Below are 19,337 nucleotides of genomic sequence, written 5' to 3' on the forward strand. Positions count from 1 at the left end.
ATAACAATGTCGTTTCTCATTCTCCTGGCCGGTTAACAGCCTGGCAACCTTTTTACCAGGAAAAGCATGAAAGTGTGAGCTGACTCATAAAAACATCACAATCAGATGCTGCCACCTTCACTGATCTCAAAACCGATATCCCGCAGCGGATCATCGCTGCTCTCACCGGCAATGCGCGCCAGCAACATCGCCGCCGCTTCACGACCCATGCGGTCGCGCGGCGTCAGTACTGTCGCCAGCTGTGGTGTGACGACCTGACTGATATCATGGCCGTGAAAACCCGCTATCGCCATCTGAGTGGGTACCTGCAATCCCTGGCGCTGACACTCAAACATCGCGCCGACCGCCAGGTCATCATTGGTACAGAACAGGCTATCCGTTTCAGGATAGAGACGTTGTGCTTCACGCAGCAGATCGCCACCGGCGCTGAATGATGAGGCATCCTCCATCATCACGCTGTGCGGCGTCAGACCCGCTTCGCGCATGGCGATTTCATAACCGCGCTGCTTTTGCAGCGTGCGTTCATCAAGGCGTGCGCCAAGATAGACGGTGTGACGATGGCCTTTGCTGAGGATCGCCTGTGTCATCTGCCGGGCCGCTTCGACGTTATCAAAGCCGACCGCCATGTCCAGGCAGGGTGTAACGCTGTCCATCACCTCAATCACCGGAATACCGGCCACTTCCAGCATACGCAGCGTGCCTGGCGTATGGGTGCGTTCGGTGAGGATAACGCCATCGATGTTCCAGCCCAGCAGCGAGCGCAGTTGCAGCTCCTCTTTTTGCGGGTTGTAACCAAAGTGGGCAACCAGCGTCTGATAGTTGGCTTCGTCAGTGACGGCTTCAATGCCGCGCAGGACGTCGGCAAAAACCTGGTTGGTGAGTGACGGCAGCAGCACGCCGATGGCACGGCTGGTAGCGTTAGAAAGCATATCGGGGGCGCGATTGGGGATATAACCCAGCTCATCCAGTGCCACTGCAATCTTATCCCGCAGGGCAACAGAGACCTGCTCAGGATTACGCAGGTAACGGCTGACGGTCATTTTTGTAATGCCGACGCGATCGGCAACGTCCTGTAATACCGGTCTTTTCTTCTTCATCGTAGCGCCTGGGATCGCCCTGAAAGCTAAAGTACGATGAGTCTATCACTTTTCTGTCACAAAATTCCTAACCGGGCGCGACGAGGCGCGCCCGTTATCTGCTTAGACCGGTGGCAGATCAAACAGCAGGACTTCGGCCGCCGAGCTGGCTTCAATCGTCAGCGCGCTTTCGTCCCAGATCGCCAGGGCGTCGCTGGTGGTGACCGCGTTGCCGTTAACGGTGACATCACCTTTCACAACCTGAATCCAGATACGACGTCCCGCATCAATCGCGACGTTATCCTGCTCACCGGCAGCCAGTACCCAGCGCGATAAGGTCATGTCCTGATAAACTTTCAGCGACCCTTCACGGGCATCCGGGCTTAACACCAGCTGGCGTCCCTGCACATCCGGGAAGCGGCGCTGATCGTAGCGTGGCTCAATGCCGGTACGCTCAGGAATGATCCAGATCTGATAAAGGTGCAGCGGCTCGCTTTCGCTGGCGTTGTACTCAGAGTGACGCACGCCGGTGCCGGCGCTCATGATCTGGAACTCACCAGCCGGGATCTGCTCTTTGTTGCCCATGCTGTCCTGATGCTCAACCGTACCGGACAGCACGTAGGTCAGAATTTCCATATCTTTATGCGGATGGGTGCCAAATCCCTGACCGCCATCGATGACATCCTCATTGATGACCCGCAGCGCGGAGAAACCCATGAAGTTCGCATCGTGATAGCTGGCGAAAGAGAAGGTGTGCCAGCTATCCAGCCAGCCATGGTTTGCGTGACCGCGTTCTTCAGCTTTGCGTACATAGATCATGTTCAAATCTCCTCAATGTTTTTTATAGTGTGTCCCTGAGGCGGTTTGATTGATAGCTGAAAAACTTCACTCCTCTGTTCAAATTCATTGAATGATCGTGCAGGAGTGGCTGAAAAGCATTGAAGGAGAGCAGGCAAAAAAAAGCCAGCATCTAAGCTGGCGAAATAATACTGGAAGCAATGTGAGCAATGTCGTGCTTTCCGGCGCTGTCGGGCGACTGCCCCGGAATGCATGACAATAATAATCATTATCATTCGCGTCTGTAAAGTCATTTTCACTTTTTTAGCTTGATTAATGATCTGAATACCTTGATGTTTAAAAGGTTTTTATGGGCTAAAGGAGCGATCATGAGTGAAATAGTTGTCCGCCACGTCATGCCAGAAGATGCTGCTGCGCTGCACAGGATCTACAGTCAGCCAGATACCCAGGCCAGCACGCTACATCTGCCTCACTCATCGCTACAGATGTGGCAGACCCGCCTTGCTACGCCACAGCCTCATTCACATCTGCTGGTGGCCTGCATCGACGAAGAGGTTGTTGGCCAGTGCGCGCTGGACGCAGTAGCGCGCCCCAGACGCCGTCACGTTGCCTCGTTAGGGATGGGCGTGGATGCGCGTTACCGGCAGCGAGGCGTCGGCACTGCACTCATGCGTGAAATGGTCTCGTTGTGCGACAACTGGCTACAGGTGAGCCGGATGGAGCTGACGGTGTTCGTGGATAATGGGCCGGCTATCGCCCTGTATCAGCGTTTCGGCTTCGAGATTGAGGGAACGGCCAGAGGTTTTGCCATACGGCACGGTGAACTCATCGACGCGCATTATATGGCGCGGGTTAAAGCCTGACCTGTGATGATGAAAAAGGTCACCTGCTGGTGCCCTTTATGCTGAAAACCCTGGCACGGTTCGCTGTCAGTCATCGCCTGCACAGGAAACGGGGTCAGATCGGAAAGACGCAAAAGCCGTCATCCATGACACGCTCGGCCCGCGCGATTACGCACCTCATCCATGAGGTGCGCCCGTATCCGGGCCAACGCGTTGCGTTGTTCAAAAACGCTCCCGGCGTTTTTGTCCCAGGCGCGGGACGCTTTCCTCTTCTCACCCCGTTCCCTGCGCGTTAAGCTTATTTATTGCTGTCAGATTCACCTGGGTCAGGTTTGTATCAGTAACCCGCACTCAAATCATCAATGCTGCGCGGATCCGAAGCACCATACAGCATGCCATCCGGCCCAATCATGATGCTCTGCGTACTGCCCATCGACGGCAGCACTTTCACATGCTGGCCTTTAGCTTCCAGCAGACGCAACGTATCGGGACTGAAGCCCTTCTCCACCCGCAACTGATCCGGCAGCCACTGATGGTGGAAGCGCGGCGCGTTGGTGGCTTCCGCCACGTTCATCCCGAAATCGATGCTATTCACCACCATCTGCAACACCGTGGTGATAATGCGGCTGCCGCCCGGACTGCCGGTGACCAGCCAGGTTTTGCCCCCTTTAGCGACGATGGTTGGCGACATCGAAGACAACGGACGTTTCGCCGGCTGCACCGCATTCGCTTCCCCGCCCACCAGCCCGTAGACATTGGGTGTGCCCGGCTTGGCGGAGAAGTCATCCATCTCATTATTCATCAGGATGCCACTCTTGCCCGCCACAATTCCGCTGCCGAAATAGGTGTTCAGCGTGTAGGTCACCGCAACGGCATTGCCCTGCTTATCCACCACCGAGAAATGGGTGGTCTGGTTGCTTTCGTAAGGTTCGAGCTTGCCCGGTTTAATCTCACTGGAAGGTCGCGCCTTCGCCACGTCGATCTGCTGCGCCAGCGTTTTAGCATAGGCTTTACTGGTCAGCGCCTGCCACGGCACCTTCACGAAATCAGGATCGCCGAGATATTCCGAGCGGTCCGCGTAGGCATATTTTTCCGCTTCCGCCATCACCTGCATGGCGTCAGCGCTGCCAAAGCCCATCTTCGCCAGATCGAAGTTCTCCAGGATATTGAGGATCTGCACGATGTGGATACCACCGGATGAGGGCGGTGGCATTGAGAAGACTTCATAACCGCGGTAGGTGCCACTGATGGGCGTTCGCTCGACCGCGCGATAAGCCGCCAGGTCAGCTTTGCTGATCAGCCCGCCATGCTGCGCCATCTCGCCGGCGATCTCATCCGCGATTTCACCTTTGTAAAAGGCATCCGGCCCCTGGCGGGCAATCAGTTGCAGACTGTGAGCCAGGTTTTTCTGCACCAGCCGATCGCCCTTCTGCCACGGCGTGCCGTCCGCTTTGTAGAAGATCGCTTTGCTGTTGGGATGGGTGATCAGCACCTCTTTGCCGTAGGTCTTCAGGTCATCCGCCAGCGCATCGTTGACCGGAATACCGTCACGCGCCAGTTTAATCGCCGGTGCCAGCAGAGTGCTCAGCGGCAGGGTGCCATATTTCTGCGCCGCCAGCGCCAGTCCGGCGACGGTGCCCGGCGTGCCGGAGGCGAGATGTGAGGTCAGCGACAGCTTACTGTCGGCGTTGCCCTGCTTATCCAGGAACATATCGCGCGACGCGTGGCCCGGTGCCATTTCACGGAAATCAATGGCGGTAGCGCGACCAGACGCGGTGCGCAGCAGCATAAAGCCGCCGCCGCCCAGGTTGCCCGCCTGCGGATGGGTCACGGCCAGCGCAAAGCCCACGGCGACCGCGGCATCCACCGCATTTCCGCCCTGACGCAGAATTTCCACGCCCACCTGGGTTGCCAGCGCATCCACCGACGCCACCATGCCGTGCTGCGCTTTTACCGGGTGAAAAGTATCACTGTCCACACCGTAGGAGACCGGCGGAGCCTGAACAGGCGCGGCGTTCGCGCCTGCCACCACGGTAAAACTCATCACCAGCGACCAGCTAAGCTGACGCACTGTCTGCTGCATTTTCATCCTGCCACCATCCCATGTTGTTATTTACATTTTTTTATCATTTCTGCAAGTGCCTACAAATACAGCAAAATAACCGGGGTTAAGTCAAATCAGGAATACATCTGAAAGTAAGGTCTGTGATATCGCGTAAACTTATGGGTGCGACCCTGATATCGGTGTGCGCCGTTGTGCACCCAAAAAACCTGTCGCGATAAAGGAAGGAGGAAAGATGAAAAAGTGGATGATTGTTTTAGCCGCCCTGCTGCCTTTCGCCAGTCAGGCGAACACGCTGAACAGCACCAACGATCCGAATAAACCGGGTTATAACCCGAGTCAGCAGCGGATGCAGTCGCAGATGCAGAGCCAGCAACAGCAGCAACAGCTGAAGCTGCGCCAGGATCAGCAGCGTCAGACGCAGGACATGCAGCGTAAAATGCAGGAGCAGCGCAACAGCGCCCAGCAGCGGGTGATTACCACGCAGCCGGGCCAGCAGAACCAGAATCCGAATCAGAACTAATGAAAATCGGGGCCAATGATGTCGATGCTGTCAGTACAGATGGCATCGACGCCCCACTTCAGCAATTCCCGCGCCCGGTCCGGGCTGTTCACGGTATACACCAGAATCTTCAGTCCGCCTGCTTTCAGTTCGGCGACCCGCTCAGCGGTCAGCACCTTGTGATTAAGATGGATCGACACGCACGCCAGCGCGGTCGTTTTTTCCTGCCACTCGGGATCCCAGCTGTGCGACAGCAGGCCACGCGGCAACTGCGGCTCGGCCTGCATCGCGGCTTCCAGCGCCTCAAAAGAGAACGACGAGAGCAGCGGTGCGGTCTGATCCTGCCACAGGATCGCGGCAGCCTGCGCCACGGCGCGTCCGGTTTCAGCGTCGCTGCCGGTGGTCGGCTTGATTTCGATGTTCGCCATCATCTGATGCTGACGACAGCGTGCCGCCACCTCATCCAGTCGTGCCAGCTTTTCGCCGGTAAACGCGTTACCAAACCAGCTGCCCGCATCGAGCTGCGACAGCTTCTCCCACGGCAGCTGACCCGCCACGCCCCAGCCGTTGCTGGTGCGATCCAGCGTGTCGTCATGCAGCAGGAAGATCTGCGCATCCATTGATAACTTGGCATCAAACTCAATCATCTGATGACCATACTTTGCGCCGACATCAATTGCCGCCAGGGTGTTTTCCGGTGCCATTTTACCGCCGCCGCGATGGGCAACGATACGGGGATAAGGCCAGTGTTGTGTGCTCATTCCAGACGCTTTCCATGGGTTGAATCGAAGAAGTGTAACGCATCTGACGGCAGATGCAGCCACAGCGTACTGCCTGGCTGCGGCCGTTCGCTGTGGGCTAAGCGTACCACCAGTGGCGTGTCCCCGATGCGACCGTGTGCCAGATTATCGGCGCCCAGCATCTCCAGCGTATCGACGCGTAGCGGTACGCCGCCCTGCTCACGGCTGCTTTGCCGGATATGCTCTGGCCGGATACCCAGCACCACCGGCTGGTTAGCCCATTTCGGTTTACTGTCACTGAGCGGCAGTGCATGCGAGGCATCGAGATTAAAGCGCGAACCATCGCTGCTGATCTGCCCTTGCAGCAGGTTCATCGCGGGCGCGCCGATAAACGAGGCGACAAACTGGCTGGCGGGACGTTCATAGACGTCAACTGGGGTGCCGATCTGCTCGACCACGCCTTTATTCATCACCATCACCCGCTGCGCCAGCGTCATCGCCTCAACCTGATCGTGCGTCACATAGAGGCTGGTGGTCTGCAAGCGGCGATGCAGCTGCTGCAGCTCCAGCCGCATCTGCACCCGCAGGCGGGCATCGAGATTCGACAGCGGCTCATCGAACAGAAACACCGCCGGTTCACGCACGATGGCGCGCCCCATCGCCACGCGCTGGCGCTGTCCGCCCGAAAGCTCGCGAGGCCGGCGCATCAGCAGGTGATCCAGCTCCAGACTGCGCGCCGCGTCGAGCACCCGCTGGCGGATCTGCTCTTTGCCCATCCCACGGATTTTCAGGCCATAGGCCATATTCTCCTCCACCGACATATGGGGATAGAGCGCGTAGTTCTGGAACACCATCGCAATGCCGCGATCTTTCGGCTCTTCCTGAGTGACACGCCGGTTGTCGATATAGATATCGCCGGAGGTAACGCGCTCCAGTCCGGCCACCATGCGCAGCAGGGTCGATTTACCGCAGCCGGATGGCCCGACCATCACCATAAACTCGCCGTCATTGATGGTGACGTTCAGCGGCTGAATGATCTGATTTTTGCCATCGTAGGACTTGGTTACTGCCTGAAGGGTTACGCCTGCCATCTTATTTCTCACTCTCAACCAGACCGCGCACAAAGGCACGCTGCATGACTAACACCACCGCCAGCGGTGGGATCAGGGTTAATAACATTGCCGCCATCACTTCGTTCCACTGGGTTGGCGATCCGCTGGATGAGATCATGCTTTTGATCCCTGCCACCGCCGTGCCGAGGCTGGCGTCATTGATGATCAGCAGCGGCCAGAGATACTGGTTCCAGCCATAGATAAAGGTGATCACGAACAGCGCCGCAAGATTGGTTTTCGACAGCGGCAGAACAATGTCGATAAAGAAGCGCATCGCGCTGGCACCGTCGATGCGCGCTGCTTCCACCAGCTCATCCGGCAGTGACATAAAGAACTGACGAAACAGAAAAGTGGCGGTCGCTGAGGCCATCAGCGGCAGGGTTAAGCCACTGTAGCTGTCGAGCAGATTAAGGTCGGCAATCACCTGTACCGTGGGGAAGATACGTACCTCAACCGGCAGCATCAGCGTGATGAAGATCAGCCAGAAAAAGAGCGTGCGCAGCGGAAAGCGAAACCAGACCAGCGCAAATGCCGACAACATCGACACGGTGATTTTGCCGAAGGTGATGCCCAGCGCCATGATCATGCTGTTGAGCAGCATCAGGCCAAACGCCGGTCCGCTGCCGTTAACGCCGTGCGTCCAGATGCGCGAGATGTTCTCCCACAGGTGCGTACCGGGCACCAGCGTCATCGGCACCTGATAGACCGCCTCGTTATCCAGCGTCGCCGCCACAAAAGCGACATAGAGCGGAAACAGGATAGTGAGCACGCCCAGCACCAGTACGATGTGGCTGAAGAGATCCAGTCCGCGTCGATTCTCAATCATTGGTATTGCACCTTACGTTCAACAAAGCGGAACTGGAGCACCGTCAGCCCGATGACCAGCAGCATCAGCACCACCGACTGCGCCGCGGATGAGGAGAGATCCAGACCGGTGAAGCCTTCGCGATAGATTTTGTAGATCAGCGTGGTGGTCGCCTGCACCGGTCCGCCGCCGGTTGCGGCATCGATCACCGGGAAGGTATCGAAGAAGGCGTAGATCAGGTTCACCACCAGCAGGAAGAAGCTGACCGGCGTAATCAGCGGCAGAGAAAGGTTGAAGAAGCGACGCACCGGCCCGGCACCGTCGATGGCGGCGGCTTCCACCAGCGATTTCGGGATTGATTGCAGTGCGGCGAAGAAGAACAGGAAGTTGTAGCTCATCTGCTGCCAGATCGACGCCAGCACAATCAGGAACATCGCCTGACCGCTGTTCTGCGCATAGTTCCAGTTGTAGCCGATGTGGTTCAGCAGATAGCTGAACAGGCCCAGACCGGGGTTAAACAGAAACATCCAGAGCACCGCGGCCACCACCGGGGCAACGGCGTAGGGCAGCAGCAGCAGGGTCTGATAGAGGCGGCGCAGTCGTACCACATAATCCACCAGCGCCGCCAGCAGCAGCGAAAACACCATGCCGAACACCGTGACCATGCCGCTGAATTTTATCGTGGTCCAGAACGAATCCAGATAGTAGGGATCGGCAAACAGGCGTCTGAAGTTTTCCAGCCCGACAAAGCTGCTGGAGATGCCAAAGGGATCGAGACTTTGCAGCGAATACCACAGTGCTTCACCGGCAGGCCAGAGAAAGAAGATGGCGGTAATCAGCAGTTGCGGCAGCACCAGAAGATAAGGCAACAGGCTGGTGCGAAAGACCGGACGGGATGAAGACATGGCGTACCTGACGTCAGAAAAGAGGGGCCAGCCTGGGCTGGCCAGGGGAGAGATTACTTCATTTGCTGCTGGAAGCGGCGCAGCAGTTCGTTGCCGCGTTTCACTGCGTTATCCAGCGCGCTTTGCGGTGACTGTTTACCGGTCCAGACGCTTTCCAGCTCCTCGTCGATCACGGTGCGGATCTGCGGCATGTTGCCCAGACGCATCCCTTTGGTGAACGGCAGTGGCGGCTTGTTCATCATCTGGCGGGTCGCGATATCTGCACCCGGATTTTTGTCGTAGAAGCCCTGCTGTTTCGTCAGCTCATAGGCGGCGGTGGTAATCGGCAGGTAGCCGGTTTTCTGGTGCCATTCCGCCGCGATTTCCGGTTTCGCCAGGAACTGCATAAACTCAGCCACGCCTTTATACGTTGCCGCATCTTTGCCTTTCATCACCCACAGGCTCGCACCACCAATCAGGGCGTTCTGCGGCGCATTCGGTACGGTGTCGTCATACGGCATCATGCCGACGCCGAAGTTGAATTTAGCGTAATGACGGATATCGGCCAGCGAACCGGATGAAGCGGTGGTGATACCGCAGTCGCCGTTGTAGAACTTGGCGGTGGACTCATCTTTACGGCCAAAGTAGGTAAAATCCCCTTTCTTATTCATCGCTTCCAACAGGTCGATATGACGAACCTGCACCGGCTTGTTGAACTCCAGCACCGCGTCGAGGCCGTCAAATCCGTTGTTCTCTGTCGCCACCGGCAATGCATGCCAGGCGCTGAAGTTTTCGATCTGGATCCAGCCCTGCCAGCCGCTGGCGTAACCACAGCTCAGGCCTGCTTTGCGCAGTGCCGCGGCATCGGTCGCCAGCTCCTGCCAGGTTTTCGGTGGCTGGTCCGGGTTCAGACCCGCTTTTTTGAAGGCGTCCTTGTTGTAGTAGAGCACCGGCGTCGAGCTGTTGAACGGCTGAGAGATCAGCTGACCTTTGCTGTCGCTGTAGTAGCCCGCCACCGTGGGTACGAACTGTTTTTCATCAAAGGGGATGCCGGCATCTTTGAAGACCTGATGTACCGGCACAATCGCCTTAGAGGCCATCATGGTCGCCGTGCCGACTTCATAGACCTGTAGCACCGCAGGCGCTTTACCGCTGCGCACGGCCGCAATCCCTGCCGCCAGGCTCTGCTCGTAGTTACCTTTGTAGGTCGGAACAATTTTGTAATCGGGATGCGTCTCGTTAAAACGCTGTGCCAGCGAATCCACTTCTTTGCCTAACTCGCCTTCCATGGAGTGCCAGAAGGGGATCTCAGTGGCGGCCATGGCATGGCTGCTGAGCGTCAGACCGAGCAGCACGCTCATCAGGCTACGACGAAAGGTAACGACGGACATAGAATTTTCCTGTGCAGGTAAATACGCGTGAAATCACGGATTTCTGGTTCGCGAAGTAACATGACACGGGGAAATGACGGATTAATAACAACCCGATGACAGCCGGATGACAGGCGAAAGGGAGGAAAGGCGGAGCAGCTAACTACTTTGTTGACAAAATCTGGCCAGGTTGCTGTAAGACTGAGCATGCACAAGGAACACGGTCAGATCGGAAAGACGCAAAATCCGTCATCCATGACACGCTCGGCCCGCGCCGTCCATGGCGCGGGACGCTTTCCTCTTCTGACCGTGTTCCCTGCGCGTTGAGTTTATTTGTTGCGGCCAGATTCACACTGATTTGGGTTTGTCAGCAGTCTGAGCGGCTATACATCATTACTACGTCGGATTTATTACCATAATCTGCAACGGCCTCGGGCAATAGCCGCGCTTGTCCGTGCTTTTGCGCAAATTTAAAGGCCATCGACACTACCACACCAACACTCAAGGCCGTCGGCGTCGCAGGCAGTTCGGCACCGGCCAGCGCACAGCATCCGGAGCGTACTGAAGTACGTGAGGAATGCGAGCACTGCCCGGTGTCGAAATGGCAAGTAAGCCAGGCCTCTAAAGGTTAAGCGCCGAGGTATGCGCTGCGGACGGCTTCGTTGGAGAGGAGAGCTGCACCGGTATCTTCCAGCACCACATGCCCGTTCTCCAGCACATAGCCCCGATCCGCCAGCTTCAGCGCCTGATTCGCATTCTGCTCCACCAGGAAAATCGTCATCCCTTCGCTGCGCAGTTGCTCAATGGTGTCGAAGATCTGCTGAATAATGATCGGTGCCAGTCCCAGCGACGGCTCATCCAGCAGCAGCAGGCGCGGCTGGCTCATCAGCGCGCGGCCAATCGCCAGCATCTGCTGTTCGCCGCCTGACATCGTTCCGGCACGCTGGATTTTACGCTCCTCCAGCCGTGGAAAGAGTTCATACACGCGCTTAATCCGCGTCAGATACTCCGGACGGCTGGCAAAAAAGCCGCCCATCGCCAGGTTCTCTTCCACCGTCATGCGCGAAAACACCCGCCTTCCCTCTGGCACGATGGCGATTGCTTCACGCATAATGCGCGCCGTTTGCCAGTCGGTAATCGCTTTGCCATCAAAGGTGATAGTGCCCTGGGTCGCGCGCGGCTCGCCGCACAGCGTGCCCAGCAGCGTGGTTTTTCCGGCTCCGTTAGCGCCAATCAGGGTGACAATTTCGCCCTGATTGATATAGAGGCTGACATTGTGCAGCGCCTGAATTTTGCCGTAGTGAGCGCTGACGTTCTCAATGGTTAACATCGCATTTGCCATCTCAGGCCTCTCCTAAATAGGCACGAATGACATCCGGATTATTACGAATCTCCTCCGGCGTTCCGTTAGCCAGCGGCGTTCCTTGATTAACCACGTAAATACGGTCAGAAATGCCCATCACCAGCTTCATATCATGTTCAATCAGCAGCACCGACACCTTGTGTTCGCCACGCAGCTCCGCAATCAGCGCGTCCAGCTCGTGGGTCTCTTTAGGGTTAAGACCCGCCGCCGGTTCATCCAGCATCAGGATCTCCGGGCGCGTCACCATGCAACGCGCAATCTCCAGACGACGCTGCTGCCCATAGGCCAGATTGCCCGCCTGACGGTTTGCCAGATCCAGCAGACCCACCCGCTCCAGCCAGGTCGCCGCACGATCCAGCGCCTCGCTCTCACTGCGGCGAAACGCCGGGGTTTTCAGCAGGCCGGAAAATACGCCGCTTTTCAGGTGCTGATGCTGCGCGACCAGCAGGTTCTCAATCACGGTCATCTCACGGAACAGGCGGACGTGCTGGAAAGTGCGCACGATGCCCATACGCGCAATCTTCTGGCCCGGCAATCCTTCCAGATGCTGCTCACGCAATGTGATCGTGCCGCCGGTGGGCTTGTAAAAGCCGGTCAGACAGTTGAACACGGTGGTTTTACCGGCACCGTTGGGGCCAATCAGTGAAACGATCTCCTGCGGACGCAGCTCCAGTGCCACATTGTTCACGGCTAACAGACCGCCGAAGCGCATCATCAGGCCTTCAACGGCTAATAAAGGCTGAATCATGCCTGCTCTCCTTTTTTAGCGGCTCTGAGCTTCAGATGCGGACGCTTCATCGGTAATAATCCCTGCGGACGCCAAATCATCATCAGCACCATCAGGCCACCCAGCACCAGCATGCTGTATTCATTCAGATCGCGCATCAGCTCGCGTGACACCACCAGCAGAATGGCGGCCAGAATCACCGCAAACTGCGAGCCCATCCCGCCCAGTACCACAATCGCCAGCACAAAGGCGGACTCGACAAAGGTAAAGGATTCCGGACTGACAAATCCCTGACGCGCGGCAAACAGACTGCCGGCAAAGCCCGCAAACGCGGCACTAATGGTAAAGGCGGTCAGCTTGATGCGGGTCGGACTCAGGCCCAGTGAACGGCAGGCAATCTCATCCTCGCGCAGCGCTTCCCAGGCGCGGCCCAGCGGCATCCGCAGCAGCCGGTTGATCACGAACAGCGTCAGTACCACCAGCAGCAGCGCCACCAGGTAGAGGAAGATGATGCGATCGCTGGGATCGTATTTCAGCCCAAAGAAGTTGTGGAAGGTATCCCAGCCGCCCTCACGCGGCGTACGGCCAAACTCCAGACCAAACAGCGTCGGTTTCGGGATCTGGCTGATGCCGTTTGGCCCGCCGGTCAGGGCGGTATTGTTCAGCAGCAGAATACGTACGATCTCACCGAAGCCCAGCGTCACAATCGCCAGATAGTCGCCGCGCAGTCGCAGTACCGGGAAGCCCAGCAGCAGGCCAAACAGCGCAGCAACCATGCCAGAGAGCGGCAGGCACTGCCAGAAGCCAAGACCGTAATAGTGGTTCAGCAGCGCAAAGGTATAAGCGCCGATGGCGTAGAAACCGCCATAACCCAGTACCAGCAGGCCAGAAAGACCGACCACCACGTTTAAGCCCAGACCGAGCATCACGTAGATCAGCGTCATGGTGGCGATATCGACGGTGCCGCGTGACACCAGGAAAGGCCAGGCAATCGCGGCGATAATCAGCACCGTCATCACCAGCTTCTGCTTCGGCGTCGAGCCATCCAGACCGGGCAACACCAGCGCCGGTCCAGACACTTTCTTCAGTCCGCGTTGCCAGACCGGACGCAGCAGCTGAAACAGAAAGACCACCGCACAGCCTGCGGCGATCCAGTTCCAGCGCACGCTACCGGCGTTCTGCACTACCAGATTCGTGCCATCCAGATTCAGGCGCAGTCCCATAAAGAAGGTGGCAAGCACCAGCAGCATCAGGGAGGAGATCAGGGCGTTAATAAAAGAGGTCTTCATACTTTTTCGACCTCCGGACGACCCAGAATCCCGGTCGGCATCACCAGCAGCACCACAATCAGCAGGGCAAACGAAACCACATCTTTATATTCCGTGCTGAGATACGCCGAGGTCAGCGCTTCAGCGATGCCCAGCACCAGGCCACCAATCATTGCGCCCGGAATACTGCCAATTCCGCCCAGCACCGCGGCGGTGAAGGCTTTCATGCCCGCCATAAAGCCGATGAAGGGGTTGATCGAACCGTAGAACTGGCCCAGCAGTACCCCCGCGACTGCCGCCATCGCGGCCCCGATCACAAAGGTCAGCGAGATCACGCGGTCGGTGTTAATCCCCAGCAGGCTGGCCATTTTCAGGTCTTCCGCGCAGGCGCGACAGGCGCGGCCCATGCGGGAATAGCGGATGAAGGTGGTCAGCGCCAGCATCGCCAGGAAGGTCACCACCCAGATCACAATCTGCATGGCAGAGATGGTCGCGGCAAAACCGTTGCTCTCGCCTACCGTCCACTGTCCGGTGATCAGGCTCGGCAGCGCCAGGTCACGTGAACCCTGGGTCAGGCTGACGTAGTTTTGCAGGAATATCGACATCCCGATGGCGGAGATCAGCGCAATCAGGCGCTTGGATGAGCGCACAGGCCGGTAGGCGACGCACTCAATGCTCCAGCCGTAAGCGCTGGAGATAATGACTGCCATCACAAAGCCAGCTGCAATCATCAGCCAGGTGGTGTCGATGCCCATCATCATCAGGGCGGCAATCACGATAAAGGAGACATAGCTACCGATCATGTAAACCTCGCCGTGGGCGAAGTTAATCATGCCGATAATGCCGTAAACCATGGTGTAACCGATGGCGATCAGCGCGTAGGTGCTTCCCAGGGTCACACCATTAAACATCTGCTGAATAAAATAGAGGAACTGCTCGGACATACCTTGACCCTTACTTAACCGATCACAGGCGATCGGGGTACAAAAAACGCCTGGCAGACGAGCACCAGGCGTTCGTGTCGCTGGTCAGGGGAAACCGGTTATCTGGCTTCCCGCTCACCACAAAACAGCCTGGTTTACTTCACAGCGGTCGAGGTGCCATCGGCATGCCATTTGAAGACGCCGAATTCAAAGCCCTTGAGATCGCCCTTCTCATCCCAGTTCAGGTTGCCCATCACGGTTGGGACCGCAGCGCCTTCCTTGAGGTTTTTCACGATAGCGTCCGGCTCTGCGCTCTTGCTGCGCTCCATGCCGGTTGCCAGCGACTGCAGTGCTGCATAGGTGGTCCAGACGAACGGGCCGGTCGGATCCAGTTTCTTCGCTTTCAGCGCGTCCACAATCGGTTTGTTGGTTTCAACCTGGTCGTAGCGTTTCGGCAGGGTCACCAGCATGCCTTCAGAGGCTGCACCGGCGATGTTCGACAGCGAGGCGTTACCCACGCCTTCTGGTCCCATAAACTGGGTTTTCAGACCCGCAGCGCGCGCCTGACGCACGATCTGCCCCATTTCCGGGTAGTAACCGCCGAAATAGACGAAGTCGACGTTCTCTTTCTTGAAGCGGGCTACCAGCGTAGAGAAATCTTTATCGCCTGCAGTAATCCCTTCAAACATCACGATATTGGCGCCCTGCTTTTTCAGGCTCTCCTGCACGGAGCGCGCCAGGCCTTCGCCATACTGCTGTTTGTCATGCACCACAGCGATACGCTGCGGTTTCAGCTCGGTCATTACGTATTTCGCGGCGGTCGGCCCCTGATCGGAGTCGAGGCCGGTGGTGCGCATAATCAGTTTATAGCCACGGGAAGTCAGGTCAGGTGCAGTCGCGGCCGGGGTGATCATCAGCACGCCTTCATCTTCATAGATGTCAGACGCCGGCTGGGTGGAGGAAGAGCAGAGGTGGCCGATGACGTAACGGATGCCGTCGTTAATCACCTTGTTCGCGACCGCAACCGCCTGTTTCGGATCACAGGCGTCGTCATATTTCACCGCCACCAGCTTGTTGCCGTTAACGCCGCCTTTGGCATTGATATCTTCAATCGCCTGCGTTGCACCGGCGAACTGCATGTCGCCGTACTGCGCTACCGGACCCGACATTGCGCCGACAATGGCCACTTTGATATCTTCAGCCAGCGCCGCATGGCTCATCGCCAGTGCTACACATCCCGCCAGTAATGCGCGACCTTTCATTTTCATCCTGACTACCCCATTTGTTTTGTCGTGTATGTTGTGAGTGCTTGCGTTGCCAGATAAAGTCGAAAACTGATTAATGATGAATGAGTTAGCGTACTTTTCTGACATTTATTAGTAATAAGGCTTTATTTTTCAGTTTATTAAACAGGAAGTTTCTTCTGTAAATCAACTGACACATTCAGAATTGACCGGGTTTAACAGCATAATACACTGGATGCAACGGCCGGTTTATGACCACTTTGCCAGCGCGTTATGCTGGATTGATCGCCCGCCATCCAGGTTTACTCCTGTTATCCTGGCATCCAGGCCATCTTTTGACCTGTTTTATTGATGAAAATGTGGTGGCCCTCTGGTTGTATACTTTCGCTACACTTTCCCCTTTTTTAGAGGTTTTTGTTATGAAGCTCACTATCCAGCGCCTGACTGCGCTGACGCCGCAGGACCGCATCGATCTTGGCAAAGTCTGGCCGGATCTGGAGATGGATAAACTGGAACAGAGTTTGAGTGAGTCTCATCGTCTTTACGCGGCGCGTTTTAACGACCGCCTGCTGGCGGGTTTGCAGCTGGAAATTTCCGGCATCCACGGCAAGGTTCACCGGCTGGCGGTGCGCGATGTCACCCGGCGACGCGGGGTAGGCCAGTATTTGCTGGAGGAGACGATCAGGCAGAATGGTTCAATCGCGGACTGGTGGATTGCCGATGATGGCAGTGACGATCAGCAGGTACGCGCGGCGTTTATGCAGGCGTGTGGCTTCAGGGCGCAGAGTGACGGCTGGATACGGGCGGCAGACTAGCCGGACGCAGAAAACAAAAAGGGCGACATCATCTGTCGCCCCTTAAGGTGTTGAAGTGCGTTACGCTTCGATCGCCATACGCAGTTTCTTCATGGCGTTCTTTTCCAGCTGCCGGACACGTTCGGCAGATACGCCGTACTGATCGGCCAGCTCCTGCAGCGTGGTTTTATTGTCTTCGTCCAGCCAGCGGGCGCGAATGATGTGCTGACTGCGCTCATCCAGACCTTCCATCGCATAGCTCAGCTTGTCAGCCGCGTGCGCATCCCAGTTGTCCTCTTCGATGCCGTCGGCAAAGTCAGAGGTCTTATCCTGCAGATACAGCACCGGTGCCATAGAACGGCCTTCGCTGCTCTCGTCGTCGGCAGACATATCAAAGGTCATATCCTGCGCGGCCATACGCGATTCCATTTCGCGCACGTCTTTGCTGCTTACGCCCAGCTCGCGCGCAACCATCTCGACTTCGTCCTGATTGAACCAGCCCAGACGCTGCTTGGTTTTACGCAGGTTAAAGAACAGCTTACGCTGTGCTTTGGTGGTCGCGACTTTCACGATACGCCAGTTACGCAGCACGTATTCGTGAATCTCCGCTTTAATCCAGTGCACGGCGAACGAAACCAGACGCACGCCCACTTCAGGGTTGAAGCGACGCACCGCTTTCATCAGGCCGATGTTACCTTCCTGGACCAGGTCAGCCTGTGGCAGACCATAGCCGGAGTAATTACGAGCGATATGAACTACAAAGCGTAGGTGTGACAGGATCAGCGTCTTAGCTGCTTCCAGATCGCCCTGGTAATGCAGCCGTTCAGCCAGCGCTTTTTCCTCTTCTGCCGAGAGCATCGGCCAGGTATTCGCCGCCCGGACGTAAGACTCCAGGTTGCCAAGAGGAGCAATAGCTAAAGTTTGCATTTCTTTGGTCATTCAAACCCTCACAAATTCAGTGGAATTGCCGCACATTTCCCTGCGCAGACGATACATTACGTCAACGTCGCGCGAGATCCGAAAGCAATCTGTGCTACTTAGAGTGATAAAGTTATCCACAAGTTCAATTATAGCAGTGAATATTTTACACACAGATGACAGGAAGGGAAGAGGGGGAAAATCCTCTGCACCCACCATCGGTAGCAGAGGACCATTATAACAAAAAAATGTTGCAGGCGTTTACTGCGGCGTAAATCGACGTAAATGTTGTACCGTCGCCAGCCAGGCAGCCACCCAACCGATGATGGCCGCAATCATCAGCAGCAGCAACGCTTCATCCCAGGAGAAGCCTTCCAGCGAGAAGGTGGTACCGAATACAGTTGCCACACTGGCGACGACTGACTGCAGACGCAGCACCAGCACTTCCGACAGCAGCAGCGACAGCACTGCCCCACTGAAGCCCAGCAGCGCTCCGCCGTAGAGGAACGGACGCAGGATAAAGCCGTCAGTGGCACCAATCAGCTTCTGCACGTTAATGGTGTCGCGCCGGGCAAAGATGCTAAGACGGACGCTGTTACCGATCACCAGGAAGACTGCTACAATCATCAGCACGCCAATCATTGAGGCGATTTGCCCCACCAGCCCGGTCAGCGCCGCCAGCCGCGCAAACCAGCTGTCATCCATTCGCACTTCATCCACGCCCTGCACTTTGCTCACCCGATCGCGCAGGCTCTGCATGGTGTCTGAATTCTGGAAGTTGAGCTTAGGCGTGATGATGGCCACCGCAGGCAGCGGATTCTGCTCCAGCATATCCATTGCGCCACCAAAGCCTGACCAGTTACGGAATTCGTTCAGCGCCTCTTCCCGCGTCAGGTAGTTGACGTTATCCACGCCTTCAGCCTGCTTGAGCTGTGCCACCACATTTTCTGCCGCCGTATCATCCAGCGTTTTGGAGAGATAAACGGTCAACTGCGGCGCCGGGTACCACTGCGTGGCCGCCTGGCTGACGTTTTTCCACACCATGTAGCAGACGCTGGGCAGCGTCAGAGAAATGGCGATGACCATCACCGTCAGCAGCGTCGCCAGCGGCTGACGCCACATGTCCGAAAGTGTGCCGCGCAGCGCATAGCGCCACTGCTCCTGCCAGCCGCCCTTCAGCGCTTTACTCTTCGACTTCGACGGCTGCTTCGCTTTCGGTGCAGCCGGACGTTTAATGCGTTTATTGACCATCGTGGCCTCCGTGCAGACGTCCCTGATTCAGCGTCATCATCCGGTAGTTGCGTCGGGCGATAAGACCGCTGTCATGCGTCGCCATCAGGACGGTGACGCCGACGCGGTTAAACTCTTCGAACAGGCGCAGAATGTCTTCTGACAGCGCGTCGTCCAGGTTACCGGTCGGTTCATCGGCCAGCAGCACGGCCGGCTTGTTCACCACCGCACGGGCGATGCCCACACGCTGCTGTTCACCGCCCGAAAGCTGAATCGGATAACTTTTCGCTTTGTCGAGCAGGCCCACTTTATCCAGCGCCGCCGAAACGCGACGACGGATATCTTCGCCGCTGGCACCGGAAATAATCAGCGGGATCGCCACATTGTCATAAACCGACCGATCCATCAGCAGGTGGTGATCCTGGAAGATCATGCCAATCTGACGACGCAGGAAAGGCACCTCACTGTTACGCAGGCGGGAAATGTCATGGCCGCTGAACCAGATTTTTCCGGCACTCGGGCGCTCAATGCCACAAATCAGCTTCAGCAAGGTACTTTTACCGGCACCGGAGTGGCCGGTCAGAAACGCCATTTCGCCGGGACGCAGATGGAAATCTACCCCCTGCAGCGCCTGACGTCCGCCGAGATATGCCTTACTGACCTCTTCAAAGCGAATCAT

General features: G+C 57.0%; 19 protein-coding genes. 3 read left to right on the forward strand and 16 right to left on the reverse strand.

The features are described 5' to 3' along the window. Positions 1-101: 101 nt before the first annotated feature. Entirely contained in the window at positions 102-1,097 is a 996-nt protein-coding gene (gene gntR / locus AC6I8C_RS17415) for a gluconate operon transcriptional repressor GntR (RefSeq protein ID WP_013359330.1), read from the reverse strand. 102 nt (positions 1,098-1,199) lie between these two features. After that, complete coding sequence (locus AC6I8C_RS17420) at positions 1,200-1,895, reverse strand: pirin family protein (RefSeq protein WP_013359331.1); 696 nt, start codon at positions 1,893-1,895, stop codon at positions 1,200-1,202. A gap of 347 nt (positions 1,896-2,242) precedes the next feature. Between AC6I8C_RS17420 and AC6I8C_RS17425 the strand changes: the two genes are divergently transcribed. After that, positions 2,243-2,737, forward strand: coding sequence for a GNAT family N-acetyltransferase (locus tag AC6I8C_RS17425; RefSeq protein ID WP_497823149.1), 495 nt, complete (start codon positions 2,243-2,245; stop codon positions 2,735-2,737). A 316-nt stretch (positions 2,738-3,053) separates the two neighbouring features. On the opposite strand, the gene ggt is transcribed toward AC6I8C_RS17425, so the two are convergent. Next, positions 3,054-4,805: a gamma-glutamyltransferase gene (gene ggt, locus AC6I8C_RS17430; RefSeq protein WP_497823150.1), complete on the reverse strand. Its 1,752-nt coding sequence runs from the start codon at positions 4,803-4,805 to the stop codon at positions 3,054-3,056. Positions 4,806-5,013: 208 nt separating this feature from the next. Here ggt and AC6I8C_RS17435 point away from each other — a divergent pair, with 208 nt between their 5' ends. Next, positions 5,014-5,301 carry a DUF2756 domain-containing protein gene (locus AC6I8C_RS17435; protein ID WP_013359335.1) on the forward strand — a complete coding sequence of 96 codons (288 nt, stop codon included), beginning with the start codon at positions 5,014-5,016 and terminating at the stop codon, positions 5,299-5,301. Here AC6I8C_RS17435 and ugpQ read toward each other — a convergent pair. From ugpQ to AC6I8C_RS17485, 10 genes are all read right to left on the reverse strand, one after another. Next, a complete protein-coding gene (gene ugpQ / locus AC6I8C_RS17440; RefSeq protein WP_497823151.1) occupies positions 5,298-6,041 on the reverse strand; it encodes a glycerophosphodiester phosphodiesterase in 744 nt (247 codons plus the stop codon). The two genes, AC6I8C_RS17435 and ugpQ, sit on opposite strands and share 4 nt — an antisense overlap. After that, positions 6,038-7,111, reverse strand: a complete 1,074-nt coding sequence (locus AC6I8C_RS17445) for a sn-glycerol-3-phosphate import ATP-binding protein UgpC (protein WP_497823152.1) — start codon at positions 7,109-7,111, stop codon at positions 6,038-6,040. Before AC6I8C_RS17445 ends, ugpQ begins: the two co-directional genes overlap by 4 nt. A 1-nt stretch (position 7,112) precedes the next feature. Further along, positions 7,113-7,958, reverse strand: a complete 846-nt coding sequence (ugpE, locus tag AC6I8C_RS17450) for a sn-glycerol-3-phosphate ABC transporter permease UgpE (RefSeq protein ID WP_013359338.1) — start codon at positions 7,956-7,958, stop codon at positions 7,113-7,115. Then, positions 7,955-8,842 (reverse strand): sn-glycerol-3-phosphate ABC transporter permease UgpA, encoded by an 888-nt coding sequence (gene ugpA, locus AC6I8C_RS17455; protein WP_010253295.1) that lies wholly within the window; start codon positions 8,840-8,842, stop codon positions 7,955-7,957. Before ugpA ends, ugpE begins: the two co-directional genes overlap by 4 nt. A gap of 53 nt (positions 8,843-8,895) precedes the next feature. After that, a complete protein-coding gene (ugpB, locus tag AC6I8C_RS17460) occupies positions 8,896-10,212 on the reverse strand; it encodes a sn-glycerol-3-phosphate ABC transporter substrate-binding protein UgpB (RefSeq protein WP_266307900.1) in 1,317 nt (438 codons plus the stop codon). A gap of 607 nt (positions 10,213-10,819) precedes the next feature. Further along, complete coding sequence (gene livF, locus AC6I8C_RS17465; protein WP_098052142.1) at positions 10,820-11,533, reverse strand: high-affinity branched-chain amino acid ABC transporter ATP-binding protein LivF; 714 nt, start codon at positions 11,531-11,533, stop codon at positions 10,820-10,822. Between the two features lies 1 nt (position 11,534). Then, entirely contained in the window at positions 11,535-12,302 is a 768-nt protein-coding gene (gene livG / locus AC6I8C_RS17470; RefSeq protein WP_010253302.1) for a high-affinity branched-chain amino acid ABC transporter ATP-binding protein LivG, read from the reverse strand. Beyond that, on the reverse strand, positions 12,299-13,570 hold the full coding sequence (locus AC6I8C_RS17475; RefSeq protein WP_497823153.1) for a high-affinity branched-chain amino acid ABC transporter permease LivM: 1,272 nt from the start codon (positions 13,568-13,570) through the stop codon (positions 12,299-12,301). The genes livG and AC6I8C_RS17475 overlap by 4 nt, the downstream gene beginning before the upstream one ends. Next, the gene (gene livH / locus AC6I8C_RS17480; RefSeq protein WP_497823154.1) at positions 13,567-14,493 is read right to left on the reverse strand and encodes a high-affinity branched-chain amino acid ABC transporter permease LivH; all 927 of its coding nucleotides are present in this window, start codon (positions 14,491-14,493) and stop codon (positions 13,567-13,569) included. The genes AC6I8C_RS17475 and livH overlap by 4 nt, the downstream gene beginning before the upstream one ends. Before the next feature lie 134 nt (positions 14,494-14,627). Further along, positions 14,628-15,740, reverse strand: coding sequence for a branched-chain amino acid ABC transporter substrate-binding protein (locus tag AC6I8C_RS17485; protein WP_013359345.1), 1,113 nt, complete (start codon positions 15,738-15,740; stop codon positions 14,628-14,630). A gap of 395 nt (positions 15,741-16,135) precedes the next feature. Between AC6I8C_RS17485 and panM the strand changes: the two genes are divergently transcribed. Continuing rightward, positions 16,136-16,531, forward strand: a complete 396-nt coding sequence (gene panM / locus AC6I8C_RS17490; protein WP_497823155.1) for an aspartate 1-decarboxylase autocleavage activator PanM — start codon at positions 16,136-16,138, stop codon at positions 16,529-16,531. 60 nt (positions 16,532-16,591) lie between these two features. Here panM and rpoH read toward each other — a convergent pair whose 3' ends face one another. The 3 genes from rpoH to ftsE form a co-directional block, all read right to left on the reverse strand. Continuing rightward, the gene (gene rpoH / locus AC6I8C_RS17495; RefSeq protein WP_003852201.1) at positions 16,592-17,449 is read right to left on the reverse strand and encodes an RNA polymerase sigma factor RpoH; all 858 of its coding nucleotides are present in this window, start codon (positions 17,447-17,449) and stop codon (positions 16,592-16,594) included. Positions 17,450-17,689: 240 nt separating this feature from the next. Next, positions 17,690-18,679, reverse strand: coding sequence for a permease-like cell division protein FtsX (gene ftsX, locus AC6I8C_RS17500; protein WP_497823156.1), 990 nt, complete (start codon positions 18,677-18,679; stop codon positions 17,690-17,692). Continuing rightward, complete coding sequence (ftsE, locus tag AC6I8C_RS17505; protein ID WP_013359348.1) at positions 18,669-19,337, reverse strand: cell division ATP-binding protein FtsE; 669 nt, start codon at positions 19,335-19,337, stop codon at positions 18,669-18,671. Before ftsE ends, ftsX begins: the two co-directional genes overlap by 11 nt.

It is taken from the genome of Pantoea sp. X-Soil-YNGN-844 (assembly GCF_059730595.1).